At 62.7% G+C, this 21,809-nt stretch carries 22 protein-coding genes and 1 tRNA gene; 9 read left to right on the forward strand and 14 right to left on the reverse strand.

Annotated features, from left to right (window positions below; translation table 11 throughout):
* Positions 1-201: 201 nt before the first annotated feature.
* From BMY84_RS00435 to BMY84_RS00450, 4 genes are all read right to left on the reverse strand, one after another.
* Complete coding sequence (locus BMY84_RS00435) at positions 202-687, reverse strand: hypothetical protein (protein ID WP_093079306.1); 486 nt, start codon at positions 685-687, stop codon at positions 202-204.
* A 5-nt stretch (positions 688-692) separates the two neighbouring features.
* A complete protein-coding gene (locus BMY84_RS00440; protein ID WP_093079308.1) occupies positions 693-1,337 on the reverse strand; it encodes a hypothetical protein in 645 nt (214 codons plus the stop codon).
* 422 nt (positions 1,338-1,759) lie between these two features.
* On the reverse strand, positions 1,760-2,632 hold the full coding sequence (locus BMY84_RS00445) for a hypothetical protein (RefSeq protein WP_093079310.1): 873 nt from the start codon (positions 2,630-2,632) through the stop codon (positions 1,760-1,762).
* A gap of 12 nt (positions 2,633-2,644) precedes the next feature.
* A complete protein-coding gene (locus BMY84_RS00450) occupies positions 2,645-2,887 on the reverse strand; it encodes a hypothetical protein (RefSeq protein WP_143074954.1) in 243 nt (80 codons plus the stop codon).
* Positions 2,888-3,062: 175 nt separating this feature from the next.
* On the opposite strand from BMY84_RS00450, the gene BMY84_RS00455 reads away from it, so the two are divergent.
* Positions 3,063-6,623, forward strand: coding sequence for a tetratricopeptide repeat protein (locus tag BMY84_RS00455; RefSeq protein ID WP_143074955.1), 3,561 nt, complete (start codon positions 3,063-3,065; stop codon positions 6,621-6,623).
* Positions 6,624-6,980: 357 nt separating this feature from the next.
* Here the strand turns inward: BMY84_RS00455 and BMY84_RS28950 are convergent, their stop codons facing one another.
* Both BMY84_RS28950 and BMY84_RS00465 read right to left on the reverse strand, forming a co-directional pair.
* Positions 6,981-8,546 (reverse strand): IS630 family transposase, encoded by a 1,566-nt coding sequence (locus BMY84_RS28950; RefSeq protein WP_218146907.1) that lies wholly within the window; start codon positions 8,544-8,546, stop codon positions 6,981-6,983.
* Positions 8,547-9,002: 456 nt separating this feature from the next.
* The gene (locus tag BMY84_RS00465; protein WP_093081545.1) at positions 9,003-9,485 is read right to left on the reverse strand and encodes an Lrp/AsnC family transcriptional regulator; all 483 of its coding nucleotides are present in this window, start codon (positions 9,483-9,485) and stop codon (positions 9,003-9,005) included.
* Between the two features lie 152 nt (positions 9,486-9,637).
* Here BMY84_RS00465 and panB point away from each other — a divergent pair, with 152 nt between their 5' ends.
* Both panB and BMY84_RS00475 read left to right on the forward strand, forming a co-directional pair.
* Positions 9,638-10,465 carry a 3-methyl-2-oxobutanoate hydroxymethyltransferase gene (gene panB / locus BMY84_RS00470; protein WP_093079319.1) on the forward strand — a complete coding sequence of 276 codons (828 nt, stop codon included), beginning with the start codon at positions 9,638-9,640 and terminating at the stop codon, positions 10,463-10,465.
* A gap of 106 nt (positions 10,466-10,571) precedes the next feature.
* The gene (locus BMY84_RS00475; RefSeq protein WP_093079321.1) at positions 10,572-11,192 is read left to right on the forward strand and encodes a LysE family translocator; all 621 of its coding nucleotides are present in this window, start codon (positions 10,572-10,574) and stop codon (positions 11,190-11,192) included.
* A gap of 267 nt (positions 11,193-11,459) precedes the next feature.
* Here BMY84_RS00475 and BMY84_RS00480 read toward each other — a convergent pair whose 3' ends face one another.
* The gene (locus BMY84_RS00480) at positions 11,460-12,689 is read right to left on the reverse strand and encodes a tyrosine-type recombinase/integrase (protein WP_093079324.1); all 1,230 of its coding nucleotides are present in this window, start codon (positions 12,687-12,689) and stop codon (positions 11,460-11,462) included.
* A 176-nt stretch (positions 12,690-12,865) separates the two neighbouring features.
* Positions 12,866-12,952: transfer RNA gene (locus BMY84_RS00485), tRNA-Leu, on the reverse strand.
* Between the two features lie 130 nt (positions 12,953-13,082).
* Here BMY84_RS00485 and BMY84_RS00490 point away from each other — a divergent pair.
* The 3 genes from BMY84_RS00490 (at position 13,083) to BMY84_RS00500 (ending at position 15,061) form a co-directional block, all read left to right on the forward strand.
* A complete protein-coding gene (locus BMY84_RS00490; RefSeq protein WP_093079327.1) occupies positions 13,083-13,838 on the forward strand; it encodes an alpha/beta fold hydrolase in 756 nt (251 codons plus the stop codon).
* Positions 13,838-14,731, forward strand: a complete 894-nt coding sequence (locus BMY84_RS00495) for a tetratricopeptide repeat protein (RefSeq protein ID WP_093079329.1) — start codon at positions 13,838-13,840, stop codon at positions 14,729-14,731. Before BMY84_RS00490 ends, BMY84_RS00495 begins: the two co-directional genes overlap by 1 nt.
* Positions 14,732-14,818: 87 nt before the next feature.
* The gene (locus tag BMY84_RS00500) at positions 14,819-15,061 is read left to right on the forward strand and encodes a hypothetical protein (protein WP_093017072.1); all 243 of its coding nucleotides are present in this window, start codon (positions 14,819-14,821) and stop codon (positions 15,059-15,061) included.
* A 15-nt stretch (positions 15,062-15,076) separates the two neighbouring features.
* Here BMY84_RS00500 and BMY84_RS00505 read toward each other — a convergent pair whose 3' ends face one another.
* Positions 15,077-15,784: an SIMPL domain-containing protein gene (locus tag BMY84_RS00505; protein WP_093079332.1), complete on the reverse strand. Its 708-nt coding sequence runs from the start codon at positions 15,782-15,784 to the stop codon at positions 15,077-15,079.
* Positions 15,785-15,888: 104 nt separating this feature from the next.
* Here BMY84_RS00505 and BMY84_RS00510 point away from each other — a divergent pair, with 104 nt between their 5' ends.
* From BMY84_RS00510 to BMY84_RS00520, 3 genes are read left to right on the forward strand one after another with little or no spacing between them, the layout of a single operon-like run.
* Complete coding sequence (locus BMY84_RS00510) at positions 15,889-16,323, forward strand: VOC family protein (RefSeq protein WP_093081548.1); 435 nt, start codon at positions 15,889-15,891, stop codon at positions 16,321-16,323.
* A gap of 3 nt (positions 16,324-16,326) precedes the next feature.
* Complete coding sequence (gene gloB / locus BMY84_RS00515) at positions 16,327-17,049, forward strand: hydroxyacylglutathione hydrolase (protein ID WP_093079334.1); 723 nt, start codon at positions 16,327-16,329, stop codon at positions 17,047-17,049.
* A gap of 53 nt (positions 17,050-17,102) precedes the next feature.
* Positions 17,103-17,519: a hypothetical protein gene (locus tag BMY84_RS00520; RefSeq protein ID WP_093079336.1), complete on the forward strand. Its 417-nt coding sequence runs from the start codon at positions 17,103-17,105 to the stop codon at positions 17,517-17,519.
* 177 nt (positions 17,520-17,696) lie between these two features.
* On the opposite strand, the gene BMY84_RS00525 is transcribed toward BMY84_RS00520, so the two are convergent.
* From BMY84_RS00525 to ruvA, 5 genes are all read right to left on the reverse strand, one after another.
* The gene (locus BMY84_RS00525; protein WP_093081550.1) at positions 17,697-19,451 is read right to left on the reverse strand and encodes an AMP-dependent synthetase/ligase; all 1,755 of its coding nucleotides are present in this window, start codon (positions 19,449-19,451) and stop codon (positions 17,697-17,699) included.
* A 141-nt stretch (positions 19,452-19,592) separates the two neighbouring features.
* Positions 19,593-20,612, reverse strand: a complete 1,020-nt coding sequence (gene ruvB, locus BMY84_RS00530; protein WP_093017080.1) for a Holliday junction branch migration DNA helicase RuvB — start codon at positions 20,610-20,612, stop codon at positions 19,593-19,595.
* Positions 20,609-20,905 carry a type II toxin-antitoxin system RelE/ParE family toxin gene (locus tag BMY84_RS00535; protein ID WP_093079339.1) on the reverse strand — a complete coding sequence of 99 codons (297 nt, stop codon included), beginning with the start codon at positions 20,903-20,905 and terminating at the stop codon, positions 20,609-20,611. Before BMY84_RS00535 ends, ruvB begins: the two co-directional genes overlap by 4 nt.
* Positions 20,898-21,149: a type II toxin-antitoxin system ParD family antitoxin gene (locus tag BMY84_RS00540; RefSeq protein ID WP_093079341.1), complete on the reverse strand. Its 252-nt coding sequence runs from the start codon at positions 21,147-21,149 to the stop codon at positions 20,898-20,900. Before BMY84_RS00540 ends, BMY84_RS00535 begins: the two co-directional genes overlap by 8 nt.
* Before the next feature lie 40 nt (positions 21,150-21,189).
* Positions 21,190-21,798 carry a Holliday junction branch migration protein RuvA gene (gene ruvA, locus BMY84_RS00545; protein ID WP_093079344.1) on the reverse strand — a complete coding sequence of 203 codons (609 nt, stop codon included), beginning with the start codon at positions 21,796-21,798 and terminating at the stop codon, positions 21,190-21,192.
* Between the last annotated feature and the right edge of the window lie 11 nt (positions 21,799-21,809).

The raw sequence follows: 21,809 nt of genomic DNA on the forward strand, positions 1-21,809 counted from the left end.
CAGGAAGAGCAGTTCCGGCAACCCTCGGGCCGGTCTCGCCGCCATGCTGGCACCGCGCCGTCCTCGCGATATTGGCTGTCGCCGGCGCACTGATCGCGACATTCGCTTTTTCCAACGTGATTCAGACGGATGTTGGGGCATGCCTCTCGGGGTAACGGGAGCTTGGGCCGCGGAAAGGTAAGCGGCGTTTGACCATGCCGATCAAGCCTTCGCCGCCTCCTCCACCGCGAGAATTTGGATAGCTTTGGACACTAGCACCAGGTCAGCCTTGCCGGAACTCTCCATCAGCAGAGACGAGCCCTCGTGATCGAGAAGGGTCTCGATGAGCTTGCTCTTCGGCAGCGTGAAACCGGGATAATTATCCTTCACGCCGTCTTGAGCCCAGCGCGCCATTTTCTTTCCATGGCTTGCATCGTGCGCGGACCCATCACGATTGATCGCGTAGAGCTTGGCGCCATTCTGGTAGAAATGCAGATGATCTTGGCCGGGCGTCACATGCGCGGTGTGAAAATAAATCATACGACCCTGGCCGAGATCGACCTGCTTACGGTCCTCGGTCAGCATGTTGGAGAGGATGAACTGCGCGAGCACGTCGTCAGCGGCGAAGTGATAGAAGGCCATCACCTCGAGCGTGCGATCGCCGTCCTCCACTTCGGCCAGATATCCTCGAAAACCCTTGAACGGCATGGCCGTCAGTCTCCTGTTGGCGGCAGCACGCCGCCCGGTGGGAAAATGCGTGGTGCGGGCGAATTCGGCATCACTCCAGGCGATGATGCAGCAGGCATCAGAAGATGCGGTGCAGTCGGTGATGGCCGATACGCTCTTGTCCCAAGGCTCCAAAGCGAATCGATGTTCGCCAGATAAAGCCTTACGCGATGTTCATTGTCGCTGATGATCGCCTCTGGGAAGGTCTGATGCGGACTGCCTGGCTGGCGATCGAAACTGCCAATTTCAACCGTCCACGGATCGTCGAGATCGTCCGCAATGGCTTCGATGGCGCGACGATATGCCTGGAGCTGCTCCTCACTTCCATAGAAGTAAAAGCGCGCGGCGACAATCACGGTCAGGAAGCCCTTCCGTTCACCGATGAACTGCACGGGCGACAAGAGGCCAGCCATGTATATCCGCTCGATCGCTTCAACGACACGCGTGTCATGGTCTTCGTCCCAGACGACAGCGAAATCGTGGATTTGAGGGACCTGTAAGGGCCGGCGTGCAACGTCGAGCCATTCGACGCATCTGAAGATGGAGTAATGCGTCCCACGGCCAAGTGCCCCCACGGGTTCCGGCTCGTCATGCAGACAAGTGAATAGGTTCGAGTATTGCGGAACGGCCATATTCCAACTCCTGTTTCGCAGGTTGTCTATGTGGGTTCCCCCACGGCAATCCAGCTTTCGGCCAGATCAGTTTGCAAGCGCAGCGTAGTCGTTCGGGGTCATGGACGAAAGCCCCTTCTTCGGGATGCTCCAGGACTTGTTTTCCTGCGCTAGAGTACGACGCGCCTCATCTCGGCCGTGTGTTGGCGCGCTTTCTGACAACGCAGTTGAAGGGAGGAGCGCTGATGTCCGCGACCAAAATCCATTGGGGCCAGCTATTCGCGGTCTTGCTGATCGCCTTCAGTTGCGTCTGGGCGGCGACGCAAAATGGACAGCACACGCCCTCGCGTATCAGCCTGAGTCGGGCCGACCTTGGTGCTGAATCGCCGACCATCGGGTGTGTCAGCCCTTCGCCTTCTTCTTCTGGTGTTCGACTTCGACGCCTATGCGCCTAAGATCTTCGAGATTGGTGCGGCGATCGCAGCATCTGGTGATCTCCTGTCGGTTGCCGTGGCGATCGCGATGTCCGTCTGGCGGGCGCGGGAAGCTACTAGCGGGGGATTTGTATATGGGTCTGGTCCAGCATTCCAAAGAGCGCAGAACCGCCGCTGCCAGAAAGTGGACGGGTGGGCGACCTTCAATCCAGCAGCCTCGCCGATCCGGCTGAGTGCCGAAATCAGCGCGGCCTCGCCATCGGCTGCCTGTGCCGCCCGCGCCGATCCGATGACGATCGGCATCGGTCCATTGGTCAGGCCCGCGAGATGGCGCGCCGCGTCCAGCGCCTCCCAGGTCTTGCCCGTCCCCTCGATCCCGAGAAGCACACCAGCCTGGGCGGATCCGTCCCACCAGCCCGAGACCATCGCGCGCAGTCCAGCGCGTTCAATCGGCGGCGCCTGGGCAAGCAGCGCGGGCGATGGGCCGGCGATTGCGCGCGCCGCCTCAGCGTCCGCAAAGATACGCTCAATCTCGGCAAGGCCCGCAGCTCTTGCGGAAGCAAACCCGGTGTCAGCGCCCTTGAGCTCGATGATAAGCTTGTCGCGGGCGGCTTCGAACCCCGGTGTCGCCGCCAGTGCGTCGAGCGACGCCCGCAGCTTCGCGACAGGCGCCCAGCCACAGGCAATGTCGATATAGGCTGCGCACAGCGTCGCCAGCCGCGGAAAGCTTGGCGCGATCTCGCTCCAGTCGAGCGCCACCAGACCCCATCCCAATTGCTCGGCGAAGGCATGCACGGCCTTGGCAGTGGTGCCCTGCAGTTCACGGGTGGAAGCGATCACCCAGCAGTCGATGCCGGGCCATGCACTGTTGGCAGCAGCCATCTTGCCAAGAAGTCAGGTCCGATCGAGCGAGGTCGTCGGCTTGTAGCGTTTCGACTGCATCGCTCGCCGCGGTCCCGCGCCATGAGGATCGGCGATCCCGTCGACTCCCAGCTGATCGCCGGATGCCAGCAGTCGCAATGCTCCGCCGGTGGCGGCGTCGATCAATTGCGCCGTCAGGCCCTCGAACCCTTCACGGGTCGCCGGCAAGGTGAGCAGGGCGGCTCGCAGATCGGAAGCCGGTGCCGGTCGCTTCACGCCCGTTTTGGCTGGCTTCGTTGCAGGAGGGGAGGCATTGTTCGACATTCGAAAAGATATATGCGCTCACGCGTCGTTTTTCACGGTTTCGATATCGAACCAAACTGAACCAAATCCTGCTCCTCGATGCGCCGGCGCGGACGTGGCGCCATGACCCGAAAGCTCCTATCTGAACTTGATGCGAGACCTCAGCGCCCCCCGCACCACCCTGTACGACGTCCGGAACCAGCTGCGCATGCGTTTGCGTCCCCTGGAACGGGAGAGACCGCTCTATGCGTCGGCGCAGGAGGAAACGGTCGAAGATGCCGACATGCTCGCGCTGCTGGAGCATGTCCGCCTCGAATACGCCGCCGATGAAGCCGACTCGCGCAGACGCTATGCCACGGCGTGCGCCGGCTCGACCGCCCTGACCTTCGATGACCTGATCCGCGATGGCTGGTTCCAGGTTCTGTTCGGGCGGGTCGTGACCCCGTTGACGGTGTCGGTGGCGTCATCCCGTGCCCCGACCCTGTCGCCCGTACTGCGCCCCCTTCTGGGGGACCGCTTCGGGATCGCAAAGGATTTCTCCAAGGTGCCGCCGATCAGCCAGGCGCTGGCCGCCCTGATCGGCGCGATCGAGGCGGGTGAACGCGACATCGAGAAGCTCGAGTGCCGGACTCCGGCCTGGGTCGCTGCGCGCCTTTGGGAAAATCGTCCCGACGTTTCGGATCCGCTGCGCTGGTGGCTGGATCGCTGGGCCCTGCTTCATCATGTCCCCCTCGCGCCTTTCGAAGTCTGGGAGGCCTCGGTGGCCCAGCATTTCACGAACCTGGTCCTCGATCGGCTTGAAACCGAACCGGCCCTGATCCCCTGGTGTGACATCCCGCTGGCAACCGCCAACCAAATGATGCGCGCCTCTGCGCGGGAAGAAGCCGCGACGCTGGAGCGCATCCCGCACCTGCCTTCAACCCTGATTGGCCGCGCACGGTGGCTGGGCGATCCAGTCCTGGGCGAACTTCCGCGGATGCGCACCGATGCGTTCGAGGAAGCACGGAACCTGGTCTTCCTCATCTCGGCGGACATCGAGCGGCGCCAGCACGGTATGGTCCCGGATCCGCACTTTGCCCGTCTGGTCGATCTCGCGATCGAGCGGCCCGACCTGCTCGGCGCGATACTGGAACGCACCCAGCTCTACCCTCTGGCGATCGCGGACCTGTTGGCTCGGCCGGCGACATGCGCGCTGGGCATATGGCTGCTGTCGGTCCGCACCGCAGGTCCAGCCTGGGCAGGAGAGGACGAGACCGCCGCCCAGTTTGCGATCCCCGCGCTCGAGGACGGCCTCGCGCTTCTGCTACGCTTCCTCAAGGCAGATGAGACGGGCGCGCTTGCGCTTGAGGCCGCTTCGCTCCTGGCGGCGGTGTATGACACCGACGGTCGGCCGCGTCGCCTCGCAACCGCCAACGCGACTGCCACGATGGTTCTCAACACGCTCCAGGCGCTCGAAGGCGCCGCAGCGCCGATCGCCGCCGCTCTTGCGGCGACGGCGCAGTTGGAGACGCTCGACGCGCCAATATTCCTGGCGGCGCTCGACCTGATCGCTGCGGCCGGGCTCGTCGAGGCGGTCGATCCCGATCCGCTTCCAGCGCTGTTCGCCGCGACCGTACGAAAGGGACATCACCAGCTCTCCGCTAACCGCCTCTCCGAAGCAGCGGCGTCCACGCTGGTCCGGCTAGCGCGGCGGTGCGGCAGGCCCAGCTTCTCCCGTTTTTTCTATCCCATCGACTGGAGGGACAAGCTCGAGGGCGTCGCCGATACCGATCTTGAAACCCAGTGGCAGGTGGGTCGGTCGATCGAGGCAGTCACCCGAACTTTCGCCCGCGCTGCCGCAAGTGAGGCAGGTGACGCACCCGATGACTTGATTATCGCGTTGGCCGACCATGTCCGCGCTGGTTCCGAGGATGATCTCACCGCCTTGAGGGTATCGGCGTTCCGACCGCGATTCTCCGCGCTGCCCTGGGCACACCCTGCCGAGATCAGCATCGGGACCTTGCTGGGAACGGCGCTATCCGCCTTGCACCGGGACGACCGTGAGGAGCTGCTTGCGGCGTGCCTCGAATTGCGTGACCCGGCGCTGCTCGCCGATCTGCACCAGACGGCGCCGGAAGAAGACCGCAAGCGCATCGAGGAACGGATCGAGGCTCTGCCACCCGATCAGGCGATCCCGACCTACAGCATCACTGCCTTGCACTTGCGGATCGACGCACTGCTCGACGCTGGCCTGCTCGGCCCAGCCGAGCTGCTGATGGAGTCGGCCAAGGACGCCACCACAATGGGCGCAGCGCGCGACCGCGCTCGCACCGAATTGGCGCACAGGCTGCGCTTGAGCTTTCGCAAGGGCGACTGGGCGGCGATCGCCGCGGCGCAGATTCCGGATGCTCTGCCGCCAGACGAGCGAGTGTTGTGCGAACGAATACTCGACAGCTTTCGAGGCCTTGCACTGCTCCGGCAGGAAGGCGGCGATCCCGAAGCAGCGGTCGCGATCTTCGAGCGGCTGGTAAGGGACAATCCCGGCGAGGCAGGCTATCAGGTGAACCTCTTCGCCGCGAGAGCCGTAGCACTCCTCGGCAACGATGCGTTCCCACAATGCGCGCGAGCGGAACAGCGGCCAGCCCGCCAGCTGATGGGCGAGATCGAACAATGGATGGCCGGCGCCGACGAAAAGGACCGGGACACCTGTTCGGCCAATCTGGCAGTCCTCGATCTGGCGGTGGGCGATGCGGGACGCGCCCTCTCCCGCCTGCTGGCGCTTCCCGAAAAATCGGACTCTGCGTCACGCGCCGCCAATCTGGCGATCGGCTATGGGCGCCTCGGCCGCGTTAAGGAGGCGCATCTGGCGCTAACTCGGGCGATCGACAAGTTCGGCACCAGCCCGCTCATCGACGCAGCGCGAGCGCATTTGGTGGGCGAGCCGTCCACCGGCGGCTTGGGCGCTGCTAGTCAGGCGCTGTTCGCCCTCGATGTCGAGGATCTGCACCGGCTTCGCGCAGCGATGACCAGCTTTGGTCGCCGCAGTGCCAATGACAAGGCGAGCATCCTGCGAGACGGCGATAATGCCCTGGCAGCGCTCGTTACCGAGGATTTCGACAGCGTGCTGTCGGCTGTGTCAAACCTCGCGCCGCTCCTCAACTCGGGCGTGATCGGGGACAATGAGGACGACATCACCGCGATCGTGAAGCAGCTGCTCAATGCGCGCTTCGCCCATCTCGGCTGGTCGGTACCGGACCAGACCAAGGGCGGCTACACCGCCGCTTTCAATTACGGCGAGCGGGATCTCGTCCTCGTGGACGGCCTGACCACGCTCGCGGTCATTGAGGCGATCGTTCAGAGCAACGGCGTCGGGAAGGAGAACCTGACCCACCACTTCCGCAAGATGCTCGGCTATGAGGACTGCGCGCTCTACTATCACCTGACCTATGCCTGGTTCTCGGACTTCACCCGGCTGATGACGGTGTTGAAGGAGATCGCCCGCGAGGAGGCCCCGGACGGCTATCATCTCGAGGCGCTTGATGAGGTTCTGCGCGTCGGCAATGGCCCGCGGGGACTGAATGTCCGGTACCGGGTCGATGGCCGCCCGATCAATGTCTTCTTTCGCGTCCTGGACCTTGGGCAACAGCGACTGCGGGATTCGGCAACCGCCTCGGCAACCAAGCCAAACAAACCCAGCCGGGCCTCAAGGAAGAACAAGACCCAAGCTTAACAACCCACGAGTGCTTGTCAGGCGCCGAGAGGGGGAGCCATCCCCTCTCGGCGAGCCCCCAGCGTCGCGTCGCCGAGCAGCCACGTGGACGAGCGGCAGCTTTCAGGATCATCTACCGGCGGATCGAACGGCAGAGTTTAGGGCGCTTTGCTGACCTTCCGCTGTCCTCTCAGCGATCGACCGCTTCCGGCTAGATACGACGTTCAAGGCAGGCAACCTGAGTGACCGGGTCTGGTCGACTGCCGCTCAAGCCCCCTCACGACGTGTCGGATGCCGCTGTCGGAAAATGCAGCTCGACCGCTCCCTGAAGGTAACGGAGCCATGCCAACGTTCAAAAGCGGCCACTCGAGCGGATTATTATCTCCATCGCGGATCCTTGCAATTATTGCTATCTGAGAAGGTGGCCTCGATACGCTCGTCTCCCCAAATTCGCTTGCCAGCCCGCTTGGGGTGCTCGCGAAAGTGCTTGTTGCGCTCGGCGAAATAGCTGTTGATGGCTGCGCGTGCTTCGTCGACCGAGACATAATTGCTGTTGTGGATGATCGCCCGGGCCATCCCACTGAAAATTGACTCTATGACGTTCAAGAATTGAGCGCCGGCTGGCAGTGGAGCCGTTTCGACGCGCGGCCTTCCAGCCACCCTGGCGATCGCATTGTGATCCAGGATCCGCTGGCGCAGCTTTTTCGACATGTGCCAGGACGCGGCGTCCCATGACAGATAGAGAGTGCGTCGATCGGCATATTGCTCGATCAACACTTCCATCATGCGGATCATTTCGGCTGTATTCTTTCGCTCGCTGTAGAAGTGCGTGACTTGGTTTCCGCTCAGCTCCAGCGCCGCCGTCATGATCATGCAGCCCTTTGATCGCTGCCATTGTGGGACCACACGGTGCGGGCCTGGGGGATCGAGCTTGACTCCTGGCTTCATTTTGACTGCGAAGGGGCCGAACTCGTCAATCGAGAAGAAGGCCTCATCTGGCGCCAGCTTGCCTAATATGGTCTGCACGGCCGCCAGCTTCTCCCGGTAGGCGGGGTCTTGGGATGTCAGCACGATCCTCGCCTTGCGCCATTTCCAGCCGGCATCCTTGATGATCTGCCGTACAACGTGATGGCACGCCGGATGCCCCGCCGAGGTTAACACCGCCCGGAGATCGCGCATGGTCCACGACGTACGATTGATGCCATGATCTTTTGGCGGCTCATGGAGAATGCGGAATACGGCGGCCTTCAAATCCTCTTGCTCAGCCTTCAGCACTCCCCTGCTCATTGGGGCAAGCAATTGCTCGACCCCGCCGGCTTGGAACGCGCGAATATGGCGTCGGCAGCTATTCCGGCTCAGCCCGAGGCACGCAGAGATGCGGCGGATCGGGAAGCCCTGCGCATAGGCTAAGACGCTGATGGCCCGATTGCGCCGCCGGCTGCTGGGATCATGGACGCAAGGCAGAAGCTTTGAAGCGACATCGGCTGATACACGCAATTGGGTTCCAAGGCGGTCTCCCCGAAGCTTATTGATCCAATGCGCAACCTCAAGCCCCTGCTCGGCACGGCGGTCGCGCTCCAGGCTGAGAACGATGCTCGAACCCGCAGCCGTTGCGTCAACTTTGAGCTGAAAAGCCCGCGCCCCTCGAGCGAAAGTCAAGCTCGTGCCTGACGCGTCAATCTCTGGCGCTCGGACGGCGATCTTCATATAAGAAGACTGGGCTTTCCGGCATTGCCTGCGGACGGCATCATAACCGCCAAGGTAGCCGTGCTGATCTCGCAGCGACTCGTAAACCGCCTTCATCGTGCGGCGCTCCCGCTGCGGCTTCGCTTCATCCTCGGTCAGCATTGAACTGATAGCGGGCACATACGGCGCGATTGCTGGCGGGCGGCTCGGCCGCCGATATTTGGCGGGCTGCTCCCGTGTGAGCATCTTGCGGACCACGGCTCGACTAAGCCGTTGCGATCGGGCAACTCCTCTGATCGATTGCCCGTCGATCAAGACGAGTTTACGAATGCGGGACCATTGGACAGGATCTGTGTGCATCGCCGGGACCTCCCAGCTAACATCATACCGGATATGTGTTAAAGGCTGTAGCACTCCGGCTGTGGTCGATCCCCCAGCGGCCATTCTGCACTGACAATTCGGCGTGACCGGACATTCATGTCGCTGCGTAGGAAGGGTGAGATCTGGTCGCGATCTGCCGGGATAGCGGACGGACCGGAGTTGGGCATTGGAATCTGGAGGCTGATAGTCCGAGACGGGTCAGTTCCCCCGGAGCGCCAAAAGCCGCGTAGTGGGACTTTCCCGCCTTTTCGGTCGAATGCGTGCGTGAAATGTCGGCTTACGATCTGTACCCGCCATTCGCGGACGCGGCCCCAGCACCGATCTTCGCTACGTTTACGAACGGGTGTCCGGTGACAAGGGGATTTCTCGCTGGTCCTTGACTCGCTGCATGGGGATGTCCGTCTTGATACTCTGAACGCCTTTGATGCGCGCAAGACGCTGACTCTGAAACCGCCGCACCCCTTCCAGATCTTCGGCCACGATACGAAGCAGGAAATCGCAATCGCCGGCCATTAGATAACATTCCACGATCTGGTTCAGCTTGCCGACCTCTTGAATGAATCGGTCGACCTGATCCTCATCCTGCCCTGTAAGCCAGACGCGGGCGAAAACCGTCATTCCGAACCCGACCTTCGCTGGATTGATCACGGTCGTGTAGCGTTCGATCACACCATTCTCCTCCAGCAGGCGAACTCGTCGCAAGCACGGTGAAGGAGAGAGGCCGACCCGTTTGGCCAGCTCGTTATTAGGAAGACGTCCGTCCTGCTGGAGCGTCCGGAGGATGCGATGATCAATGGGGTCTAGATTAGTTGGCATAATATGCCTCACATAATTAAATATCGATAAGATTATGCCAGATTTCTGAGCCAAGAGCGACAATATCGCAAGCACATAGCGCGATTTATCAGCTAAAGATTGCTTGCAACGAACAGACCGCCGGAACCTCGGCGGGAGCGAGGAATCTGTTGATGTCGAAGCAATCAGTCTCTCAGCGGGTCACTGCTCCATCCTTGCGGGTTCGCAAGCAACGTGGCGAGAAGATCGTATGCCTAACTGCTTACACAGCGCCGATGGCGCAACTCCTCGACCCGCATTGCGATTTGCTTCTGGTCGGCGACAGCCTCGGCATGGTGGTGCACGGGCTGCCGACCACCGTCGGCGTGACAGTGGAGATGATGATCCTGCACGGCCAGGCCGTAGTCCGGGGCAGCTCGCACGCCTTTGTGGCGATTGATCTGCCGTTCGGCTCCTATGAGCGATCGTGCGAACAGGCCTTCGATACAGCGTCCCGTATTTTGTGCGAAACAGGTGCTCAGGCCGTCAAGGTCGAAGCGGCAAGCGGTGTTGCTGACAGCATCGCATTTCTCACCGGACGCGGAATTCCTGTCATCGGTCATGTTGGTCTGAGACCTCAGGCCGTTCACCTCGACGGCGGCTTTAAAGCCCGTGGGCGCAGCAAGGAAGAATGCGCGCGTGTACTGGAAGAGGCACGGGCGACGGACGCTGCTGGTGCCATCGCAATGGTGGTCGAGGGTGTGACGCCGGAACTCGCGGCGGAGATCACGCAGTCGGTATCCTGCCCCACGATCGGCATCGGTGCATCCGCTGCATGCGACGGGCAAATCCTTGTGACCGAGGACATGCTGGGTATGTTCGATTGGACTCCGAAATTCGTCAGGCGCTACGCCGATCTCAGATCAACCGTCTCGGACGCGATCGAGACCTTCGCTCAAGACGTCAGATCGGCAATATTCCCGGCAGAGGCGGAAGAATATCGTCTGGCGGCGCGCAAATGAGCAATGCTTCTTGAAGTGACCGAGGCGCGACTGTGCGCCATTCCTGACCACTTGGCAGATTATATTTCTTCCCCTGCCTTCGCTGCAGGCACATTGGGACCACGCTGTGAACTTGGTACTGCTCGCCGCCTTTTGGGCGGTATCGATGATGTTCGTCCTCACTCCCGGCGCGGACTGGGCCTACGCCATTTCGGCAGGCTTGCGCCATCGCGCTGTGATACCCGCGGTAGGAGGGCTCCTGTTAGGCCACCTGTTGGCGACCTTGATCGTCGCTGCCGGTATCGCCGGCCTCATTGCGGCGATCCCCTTCGCGCTGACAGGGCTGACCCTGATCGGTGCGGCCTACCTGCTCTGGCTGGGTATCGGACTTCTCACAAATCCACCCGTTCCCCAGAGTGCCGCGATCGCGCCAGATAAAGGCTGGCGCCATTGGGCCGTGAAAGGCTTCGGAGTGAGCGGCCTTAACCCCAAGGTTATCCTGCTGTTCCTGGCGCTTCTGCCGCAATTTACCGACGTCCATGCGGCCTGGCCAGTTCCGGCGCAGCTTGTCGGCCTGGGCGGCATTCACATCCTCAACTGTGGGATCGTCTATCTGGTGGTGGGTTACGGGTCCAAGGCTGTCCTGCGAACGCGCCCCGAGGCAGCGAAAGCTGTGGGCCGCATATCTGGTGCGATCATGATCGGCCTCGCTCTCGTCCTGGCAATCGAAACTCTCTCCCTCAGATAAGGCCGCCACGTGTACCGTACTGACGCTACCGGCAGGGAGCGGATGACAGCTTACTGGTTTGTCTGAACGGCGGGACGCGTCGAGACCTGGCCTTAGAAGCAGACCGCTTCAATGTCGCAATTTGGTCAAAAATCCGCCAGTAGCGCCAATCAGTCAGACCGCCTGAAGTCCTATCAAATTTGCGTCGATGCGCTGGATCGTTAGGCCCGCTCGTTTGATACCCCACAGGGGAATAAGCAGAACTTATCCCCCTGTGGGGTATACGCGTTAGCTCCTGAGCCGCTTCGCTCCGAATTCTGGGCGGAGAACCTTTCCACCGTCTCGGAGTTCGTCGAGATAGTCCGACCAACGCTGCATCATCGCAACGCGTTCGTCCCAATATTCACCGCGCGCGTAGGCGCGTCGCACCTGATTGGTGTCGACATGCGCGAGTTGCCGCTCGATAGCGTCGGGGTTCCATTCGCCCATCTCGTTGAGAAGTGTTGCCGCCATCGCCCGGAAGCCGTGTGCCGTCATCTCGTTCGTAGTGTAGCCAAGCCGGCGCAGTCCCTGGTTCACCGCATTTTCCGACATGGCCTTGCGCGGCCGGCCAAGAGCAGGAAAAAGATATTGCCACCAATGGGTGTGCTCATGCAGTTCCTTAAGCATCGCGATCACCTGACGGGACAGCGGCACCCGGTGCGGCCGCCGCATCTTCATACGTTCGGCAGGAATGAACCAGATGGCTTCGTCGAAGTCTATGTCGGTCCATTCGGCTTGCCTAAGCTCGCCAGGGCGGAGCAGTACATGCGGTGACAGCCGCATGGCCATCACCGTCACCTTATGGCCTGTATACCCGTCGATGGCGCGAAGCAGCTTCCCAACTTCGGAGGGCTTCGTGATGGCGGCGAAATGCTTCACCTTTGGCGCCGCGATTGCACCGCGCAGATCGGCAGCGACGTCCTTGTCGCATCGCACGGTCGCGACACCGTAGCGAAAGACGCGACTCAGAACGCTTCGCATGCGCCGCGCGCTTTCATAGGCGCCGGTGGCTTCGACCTTGCGCAGGACTGCAAGAGCTTCGTGCGGGGTGATCTGCGCGATCGGGATGGTGCCGATCACCGGATAGGCCTTGGCGAGGAGCCAGCGGATCTTGTCGACGGTCACCGGTGCCAGCCCGTCCCGTTCGCATTTAATGAGCCATTCCTTGGCGACTTCCTCAAACGTGTTTGCTGCCGCGTATTTTGCAGCAATCCTTGCACGTTTTTTCTCCAGCGCTGGATCGACCCCTTCCGCAATCTTCTTCTTCGCCTCGTCACGCCGCACCCGGGCATCGGCAAGGCTCACCTGCGGCCATCCGCCGAGGTGAAGGGTCTTCTGCTTGTCGAGGAACCGATACTTGAAGCGCCACAGCTTCGAGCCATTGGGTTGGATAAAAAGGTGAAGGCCTTGTGAATCTACAAGGCTCCAAGCCTTCTCTCTCGGCTTGGCGGCATTGATCTGGATGTAGGTCAGCATGGTCGTTTCCCAGCAAAGCCGGGTCAATCCGAGACCACCAATAAGAGCAACATTTAGGGGTCGCTGCTGGTGGTCCTAGCCGGATTTCGCCGGACGGTGTCTGGCGATTCTCTGTCGGAAAATGCTGTTAAACCAGCCGCTTACCGGACGCCTCTGGACGAATCCAGAGGCGTCAGTGGTGCCCAGAAGAGGACTCGAACCTCCACGACCTTGCGATCGCCAGCACCTGAAGCTGGTGCGTCTACCAATTCCGCCATCTGGGCACGGGGTAGGAGTGCGCCTCTAACGGCGACCTCAAATGCTGTCAACGCATTGTCTGTATTATTTTTTGGGTTTCGCAAAAAAGCCAATTTTGGGGCAAAGCATGGCGTCTAAAACAGGATGACCCGATCGATGACCGCCGCCGATGCCCCGCCGCTCCAGTTCCTTGCCCGGCCCGATGGCCTGCACCTGGCCTATCGCCTCAGCGCCGGCGATGGCCCGACCCTGATTTTCCTGCCGGGCTATATGTCCGATATGGAAGGCGGGAAGGCGGTGGCGCTGCATCAATGGGCGCTGGGGCAGGGGCGGGCCATGTTGCGGCTCGATTATGCCGGTAATGGCGCCAGCGAGGGGCGCTTTGCCGATGGCACGCTGGCAAGCTGGCGTGACGATGTGCTGCTTCTGCTCGATCAACTGATACAGGGGCCGGTGGTGCTGGTCGGATCGTCGATGGGCGGCTGGCTGGCCCTGCTGGTTGCGCTGGCGCGGCCGGAGCGGGTCGTGGCCATCGTCGGCATCGCTGCCGCGCCCGACTTCACCCAATGGGGCTTTACCGATGCGGACAAGGCGCTGCTGGCGACCGAGGGACGGATCGAGGAGCCGACACCCTATGGTGACCAGCCCTATGTGACCACATTGGGCTTCTGGGAATCGGGGCAGGCGCTGCGGTTGCTGGAGGACGAGATCGCCTTCGAAGGTCCGGTGCGGCTGCTCCATGGTCAGGCCGATCCCGATGTGCCGTGGGACATCGCCCTGCGCACCGCTGCCCGCTTGCGTTCATCCGACGTGCAGACGCTGTTGATTAAGGACGGCGACCATCGCCTGTCGCGCGACGGCGACATCGCGCTGTTGATCGATACCGTCGCCAGCCTGTTGGACAGCCTCTGATGCCCTTTTTTCTGCCGATCCTGCTCCAGACCCTCGATCCCGAGATTGGGGCGGTGATGCGCAACAGCCGCCGGCGCAAGCAGGAAGAACGCGCCGCTGCGGCCGACAATGCCGCGGCGACGGAAACAGCCAAGGCCAAGGCGGCGGCCGGCTCGCCCGAACGGGATGATGGCCGGATACCGGTACCCGCCAAATTCGCCGGTCCTTTCCAGGCGTGCCTCGACGCCGCGATCCAGTCGCCGGACGAGGGCGTCAGTTTCGCGCAGAAATGGCGGATCGACGGCGGCAGCTTCTATGCGCGCCATTGCATGGGCTTTGCCTATGCCCGCGCCGAACGCTGGACCCCGGCCGTCGTCGCGTTCGAACAGGCGGCGGAGGAAGCTGAGCGCGGCAATGAGATGGCGCAAAGCGCGCGCCTCTGGGCACAGGCGGGCAATGCGGCGCTGGCCGGCGGCGATGTCGCCAAGGCGCGGACCGATTTCGATGCCGCGCTGGCACGCGGCCTGCCCGATGGGCTGGAAAAGGGCGAGGTGCATCTGGACCGGGCGCGGGCGCTGGTGGCGCTGGGCGAAGTCGATGCAGCGCGCGATTCGCTCGACGTCGCGCTGGTGCAGGCGCCCAAAGACCCCTTGGGCTGGTTGCTGTCGGCCACGCTGGCGCGCCGGTCGGGCGATCTGAAGCTGGCACAGGCGCATATCGCACGGGCCGTGCAACTGTCGCCCGACGACGCCTCCGTCGCGCTGGAGGAGGGCAATGTCGCGGTGCTCAGCGATCATGCGGATATTGCCCGATCGGCCTGGCAGCGGGCCGTTCGCCTATCGCCGGATTCGCCGTCGGGCAAGGCGGCCAGCGATAACCTGTCGCGGTTGCCGGCGGACAAACCGGCGGGCTAGCGATCCGCCAGCAAGACTTTGTCACGGAACGCCCTTTCCTCTGGCCCGTTCGTCGAATGCGGCGGGTCGGATGAAGGAGACGGCGAGATGGACAGCAAGATCAAAAATATAGTGGCGATCGGACTATTGGTCACGGGCGCGATGGCCACCAGTGCCTGTTCGCGCGGTGCAACGCGCGGTGGATTGATTGGCGGTGCGGGCGGCGCGGTGGTCGGCAGCGCGACCGGCCTTGGCACCACCGAAGGCGCGATCATCGGCGGCACGGCGGGTGCGATCATCGGCGACAAGAGCGATTGTTCGCGCAAGGATCGGCGCCGGGGCCGCTGCTGACCCCGCGCCGACTTCCTATTTCAGGTAGAAGTCGACGGTCGTGACGACGCGCACCTTCTTGTAGGGCGTGTCGCTGCCGCCGTCGCCGCCTTCACCATCGCGCGCGTCGATGGAGAAATAGCCCTGGGTCGCGCTTTTGATGCCACCCACATCCGCGCCCGAATCCTTGGCAAATTGTTCGGCGGCGGCGCGTGCATCCTTGGTGGCGGCGGCCACCATCTGCGGCTTGACGTCGTTCAGCTTGGTGAAGCTGTACCGCATCCCCGATCCTTCCTGCAAAGTCACGCCACGCCGGACCAGGTCGAACTGCTGGGCGACGGCCTTTTGCGCGCGGGCGATGTCCGTCGTGCGCAGCAGCATCCGCTGGGTGATGGTAATCGTGTTGACGCCATTATTGAGATATTGGTTCACCCCCGCGCCGACGGGCTTCAGATCGTCGGGCCGGAAACCGAGGCTTTTGAAATAGGCCTGCAATTCCCTGGTATTATTGTCGATTTCCGCGCGCACGCCGGGCAGGTCGAAGCCGGTCGCCGAATAGCTGATCGACCAGGTGGCGAGGTCCGCCGTCACATCCTTTTCCGAAAGGCCCCGCACCGTGACCGACCTGTCCGCTGCCTTGGCCCGCTTCAGCCCGTCCCCCAGCAGATAGCCGCCGCTGATCACGCCCAGAGCGAGCAATGCCGCTGCCCCCAGAAAAACCTTGTCCCGCCCATCCAACGCCATGCTGCTTTCCTCTTCCGTCCGGTGATGTGCGACCTTATCTTGGGGGCATATCTGCCAATCTATAGATGAACCGTTGCTTTATGGCGACGAACGGAGAATCAGACTTGCCCAAATTTCTGCACAGCATGATCCGCGTGACCGACGTGGACAAGACCAAGCATTTCTTCGAATTGCTGGGCCTGAAGGAAGTAAAGCGGTTCGACAGCGAACAGGGCCGTTTCACGCTGGTCTATCTGGCGGCGCCGGGCGATGAGGATGCGCAGGTCGAACTGACCTATAACTGGCCGTCGGCAGATGGCAGCCCGGCCGAAATTTATGATGGCGGGCGCAATTTCGGCCATATCGCCTATCAGGTCGAAAATATCTACGACACCTGCCAGACGCTGATGGATGCAGGCGTGACGATCAACCGGCCGCCGCGCGACGGGCATATGGCCTTCGTTCGCACCCCCGACAATATCTCGATCGAATTGTTGCAGGACGGGCGACTGGAACCAGCCGAACCCTGGGTATCGATGCCCAATATCGGTAGCTGGTAAGCCATGCTGGAGGTCGTCCGCATCCCCGTTCTCAACGACAATTATGTCTGGCTGCTGCATGATGATGCCAGCGGCCAGACGGTCGTGGTCGATCCGGCGGTGGCAGAGCCGGTGCTGGAGGCCGCTGCCGCGCGCGGCTGGACGATCGACCAGATCTGGAACACCCACTGGCATGGCGATCATGTCGGCGGCAATGCGGCGATCAAGGCCGCGACGGGCTGCATCATCACCGGCCCGGCTGCCGAGGCCGGGAAGATCGGCACGCTCGACCGGACGGTGGGGGAGGGGGACCATGTTCGCATCGGCGATCATGTCGCCACCGTGATGGCGGTGCCGGCCCATACCGCTGGGCATGTCGCCTATCATCTGGCGGGGGATCATATCATCTTCATCGGCGATACGCTGTTCGCCATGGGCTGTGGGCGCCTGTTTGAAGGGACGGCGGCGCAGATGTTCGCCAATATGGCGCGTCTGGCCGCCCTGCCGGACGATACGATCGTCTATTGCGCGCATGAATATACGCTCTCCAATGGCCGCTTCGCGCTGGGTATCGAGCCGGACAATGTCGCGCTGGCGCAGCGGGTCGCCGCGGTGGAAGCGGCGCGGGCGCGGGGCGAAGCGACCGTGCCGACCAGCATCGGGCAGGAGCGGGCGACCAACATCTTCATGCGCGCGACCGATGTGACGCAACTTGCCGCCCGTCGCGCCGCGAAGGATGCGGCCTGACGGTTTTTATTCTATACTGCCGTCCTGTCGGCATGATGAAGCGGAGAGTCGCAATGCGCGCGTGGATGATGATGGCACCGCTGCTGGCAGCGGCCGGCACTTTGGGGGCTTGCACCGGCAGCTATGAACCCAAACCCCTGACACCCAAGCAGACGGCGGACCTGGACAAGGCGCTGGCCGGCAAGGTGGCCGGCGAGAAGGTCAGCTGCATCAACCGGGAGCCGCAGACCAACCTGACGGTGATCAGCAATAATGTGCTGCTCTACCGGGTCAGCAAGAAACTGGTGTACAGGAACGACCTGATCGGCAGCTGCAACGGCCTGACCTTCGGTGACACGATGATCGTGCGCAGCTTCGGTTCGCAACTGTGCCGTGGCGATTTCACCACCACGGCCAATCTGCAAACCGGCATGACATCAGGCGCCTGCGCGCTGGGGGACTTCACCCCCTATCGCACGCCCAAGCCTTAGACCATCATAGTTTAAACCTGACCCGTTCGCCCTGAGTAGGGACTGAGCTTGTCGAAGGCCCGTATCGAAGGGGTTGGCGTACCCTGTCCTTCGATACGCCGCTTCGACAAGCTCAGCGGCTACTCAGGATGAACGGGGGAAGGGGCAGAAGATTTAGGGGGACTACGCTCTGATGGGCTACGCCTTGTACAGCGCGTCCAGACGGTCCGCATAGAGTTTGCGGATCACATGGCGCCGGATCTTCATGGAGGGCGTCATCTGCTCATTCTCGATCGAGAAGGCTTCATCCGCCAGAATGAAGCGGCGGACCCGTTCGATCACCGACAGATCGTCATTCACCCGGTCCACCGCCGCACGCAACGCTGCCTGATAGGCCGGGCTGGCGGCCACGCTATCCAGCGCGACGCCTTGTTCGATCGCCCATTCGCGGGTCCATTCGGCGTCCGGCACGATCAGGCCGACCAGATAGGGCCGCCGGTCGCCATGGACCATCGCCTGGCCGATTTCGGCCTGAAGCGTCAGCATCCCCTCGACCTTCTGCGGGGAGACATTGTCGCCCTTGTCGTTGACGATCAGGTCTTTCTTGCGGTCGGTGATGCGGATGCGGCCGCGCGCGTCGATCTCGCCAATGTCGCCCGTGTGCAGCCAGCCATCCTTCAGCGCCTTTTCCGTCTCGGCCGGATTGCGCCAATAGCCATGCATGACCAGTTCGCCCCGGACGAGGATTTCGCCATCCTCGGCGATCCGCACTTCCACGCCGTCGAGCGGCGGGCCGACCGTATCCATGGCGATGCCGGCGGCGGGGCGGTTGCAACTGACCACCGGCCCCGCCTCGGTCTGGCCATAGCCCTGAAGCAGGGTCAGGCCCATCGCATGGAAGAACAGGCCGACATCGGGATTGAGCGGTGCGCCACCCGACACCAGCGCCTTCATCCGACCGCCGAACCGCGCGCGCACCTTGGGGATCAGGGTGCGGGCGAGCAGCGCCTTCATCGGCAGGTCCAGGATCGATCCCTTGCCCGCCTGCTCCTTCGCCGCGATGCGTAGCGCCTGATTGAGCAGATAGGTCGGGAACTTGCCCTGCTTCTCGATCGACTTGATGATGCGGGTCCGCAGCACTTCGAACAGGCGGGGGACGACGACCATGATCGTCGGCCGCGTCTCCTCGATATTGGAGGCCAGCTTCTCCAGCCCTTCCGAATAATAGATTTGTCCGCCCAGCAGCATCGGCAGGAACTGGCCGCCGCTATGTTCATAGGCGTGGGACAGCGGCAGGAAGGACAGGAAGACTTCGTCGTCCCAGCCGAAATCTTCCGCCACGACCTTCCCCGCGCCCTCCACATTGGCCAGGATCGCGCCATGATGCTGCATCACCCCGCGAGGGGCGCCGCCGGTGCCGCTGGTGTAGATGATGCAGGCCTGATCGTTACGGGTCGCGCTCTGGCTGGCGGCCATGCTGTCTACATCGGCCGCCGGATCGCTGGCATGGGCGGCGATCAGGTCGCTCCACAAATGGCAGGCGCATGTGCCCTGCGCCCCGCGCAGCGGCTCCATGCCGATGACGAAGGCGGCCTGCGAACGCACGACGGCGGGCATCAGCGCCTGCGCCAGCTTGGCGGTCGACACAATGACGGCGCGCGCCCCGCTGTCGGTCAATATATGCTGGTGATCGCGCGTGGTGTTGGTGGTGTAGGTTGGCACGGTAATGCAGCCCGCCGCCATGATGGCGAGGTCCGCGATGCAGAATTCCGGGCGATTCTCGCTGACCAGCATCACCGGGTCGCCGGGCTTCAACCCCTGCGCCTTCAGCGCGGCGGCCAGCGCGGCAACCTGCTGCGCAACCTCGGTCCAGCTCAGCGGTTGCCATTCTCCGCCGCTCTTGCGCCACAGGAAGGGCGCATCGCCCTGCTCCTGCGCGCGGACGAAGAACATGGTGACGAGGTTGGGAAATTTCTCGATGGCCCTCAAGGCTCGACTCCTGCGGTTTTCCGGCGCCTCTGACGTGCGCCTGCATGATGGGCAAGGCTATAATAGCGCCTTGCCGTAACGACCATGCTTTTCCGATGGTTTCCTTTAATCGAAAAGACCGTCCTGCGCGCCGGCGGGCGGATTGAGGCCCAGATGTTTCCAGCCCGGCCCATTCAGGCAGCGTCCGCGCGCGGTGCGGGCGATCAGGCCAAGCTGGATGAGGTAAGGTTCGATCACTTCCTCGATCGTGTCGCGCGCTTCGGACAAGCCCGCCGCCAGCGTCTCGACGCCCACCGGACCGCCGCGATAAATATCGGCGATCATCATCAGATAGCGCCGGTCCATCAGGTCGAGGCCAAGCTGGTCGACCTCCAGCCTGCGCAGCGAAGCATCGGCAACCTTCGCGTCGACCGTGGGCGCGCCGGCGACATTGGCGAAGTCGCGCACCCGGCGCAGCAGCCGCCCGGCGATGCGCGGCGTACCGCGCGAGCGGCGGGCGATCTCGATCGCGCCGTCGGGCGTGATGGGCAGGTCCAGCAACCGGGCGGCGCGGCGCACCACCAGTTCCAGTTCCTCGACCGTGTAGAATTGCAGCCGCACCGGAATGCCGAAGCGATCGCGCAGCGGCGTGGTGAGCAGGCCCTGCCGTGTCGTCGCGCCCACCAGCGTGAAGCGCGGCAGATCGATCCGCACCGACCGGGCGGACGGCCCCTCCCCGATCATCAGGTCGAGCGCGCGATCCTCCATCGCGGGATAGAGAACTTCCTCGACCGCCGGATTGAGGCGATGGATTTCATCCACGAACAGCACGTCGCCCTCATCCAGATTGGTGAGCAGCGCGGCCAGATCGCCCGACTTGGCGATGACCGGGCCGGATGTGGCGCGGAACCCCACGCCCATTTCCTTGGCCACGATCTGCGCCAGCGTGGTCTTGCCCAGCCCCGGCGGGCCAAAGAACAGCACATGGTCCAGCGCATCGCCCCGCGACTTCGCGGCCTGAATGAAGATGCGCAAATTCTCGCGCGCGGCCTGCTGGCCGACGAACTCGTCGAGCGACTTGGGCCGCAACGCCGCGTCGACATCTTCCGGGCGACGGGCAGGGGTGAGAAGGCGGTCGTCAGTCATGGATGCAGAATCTCTCTTGCATTTCGTGCATGATGCAGAATGCGCAAGACAATGATTGCGTCATCACTCACCCTGTAAAATATCCGATGTCGGCGATGTGTCAGGCAACGCAACCCATGATCAAAGTCTCTCTGGATTGCACCGATCAGAGGATGCTCCTGTAACCGTGCGAAGGCATGGTTGAAGCCATTGAAATATATATCGGCAATATCGCCGCCAAACTCGGCCACTGAATATTTGCGTATTTCTACGAGGTCGGAACGTGCCGCTCTGGCGAGCTTCAACTCACGCATCGCGTGCCGGATACTCGGCGATGATCTGCGCGATGATATCCTCGGGCTTGTCGTCCAGTATCCCTGACGCTTCACCTTCCGCGATCATGGCCTTCAACCACTCGCGGTCCTCTTCCGCTTGCTCCTGATCGCGGCGAACCAGATCGCGCAGATAGTCTGCGGCGTCCGCGTAACGGCCCTGTGACAGTCGGATGTCGACCCATTGTTCGAGCGCCGGTGGCATGGAGATGTTCAGATTGGCCATGGCTACAGCATAAACCTTTCGATCGCAGGCGCCAAGGATGTCACTTCGCCGCCTTCCGCAGCGCCAGCCGCACGAGCGCGTCGAGGCTGGCGCCGTCGCCCAACTCTTCCTCGGCTGCCGCCACGGCAAGGCTGGCTTCATGAGGCTTGAAGCCCAGATTCTGGAGCGCCGACAGCGCGTCTGCCGCGAAGCTGCCCGTAGGCATCGCCACCGCGCCGCCCATGCTTGCCGGCCCGCCGACCGCGATCGCGCCGATCTTGTCCTTGAGTTCATTGACGATGCGCTGGGCGAGTTTCGGACCAACCCCGTTCGCTCGCGCCACCATCGCCTTGTCGCCCGCCGCGATCGCCCGGTGCAGGTCGTGCGGTTCCAGCGCGGACAGGATCGCCAGCGCCACGCGCGATCCCACGCCCTGCACATGGGTCAACAGCCGATACCAGTCGCGTTCCTCGGCACGGGCGAAGCCGACCAGGCGGATGGCGTCGTCCGACACCAGCATTTCGGTGTGGATCGTCACCGCCTCCCCCACCGGCCCCAGCGCGGCCAGCGTGCGTGAGGACGCGCCGACCAGATAGCCGACGCCGCCCACATCGATGATCGCATGATCGATGCCGGTGCTGTCGAGCAGCCCCTTGAGTTTCGCGATCATCTGCCTTGCCC

The sequence above is a fragment of the Sphingobium sp. AP50 genome (assembly GCF_900109095.1).
GTDB lineage: Bacteria > Pseudomonadota > Alphaproteobacteria > Sphingomonadales > Sphingomonadaceae > Sphingobium.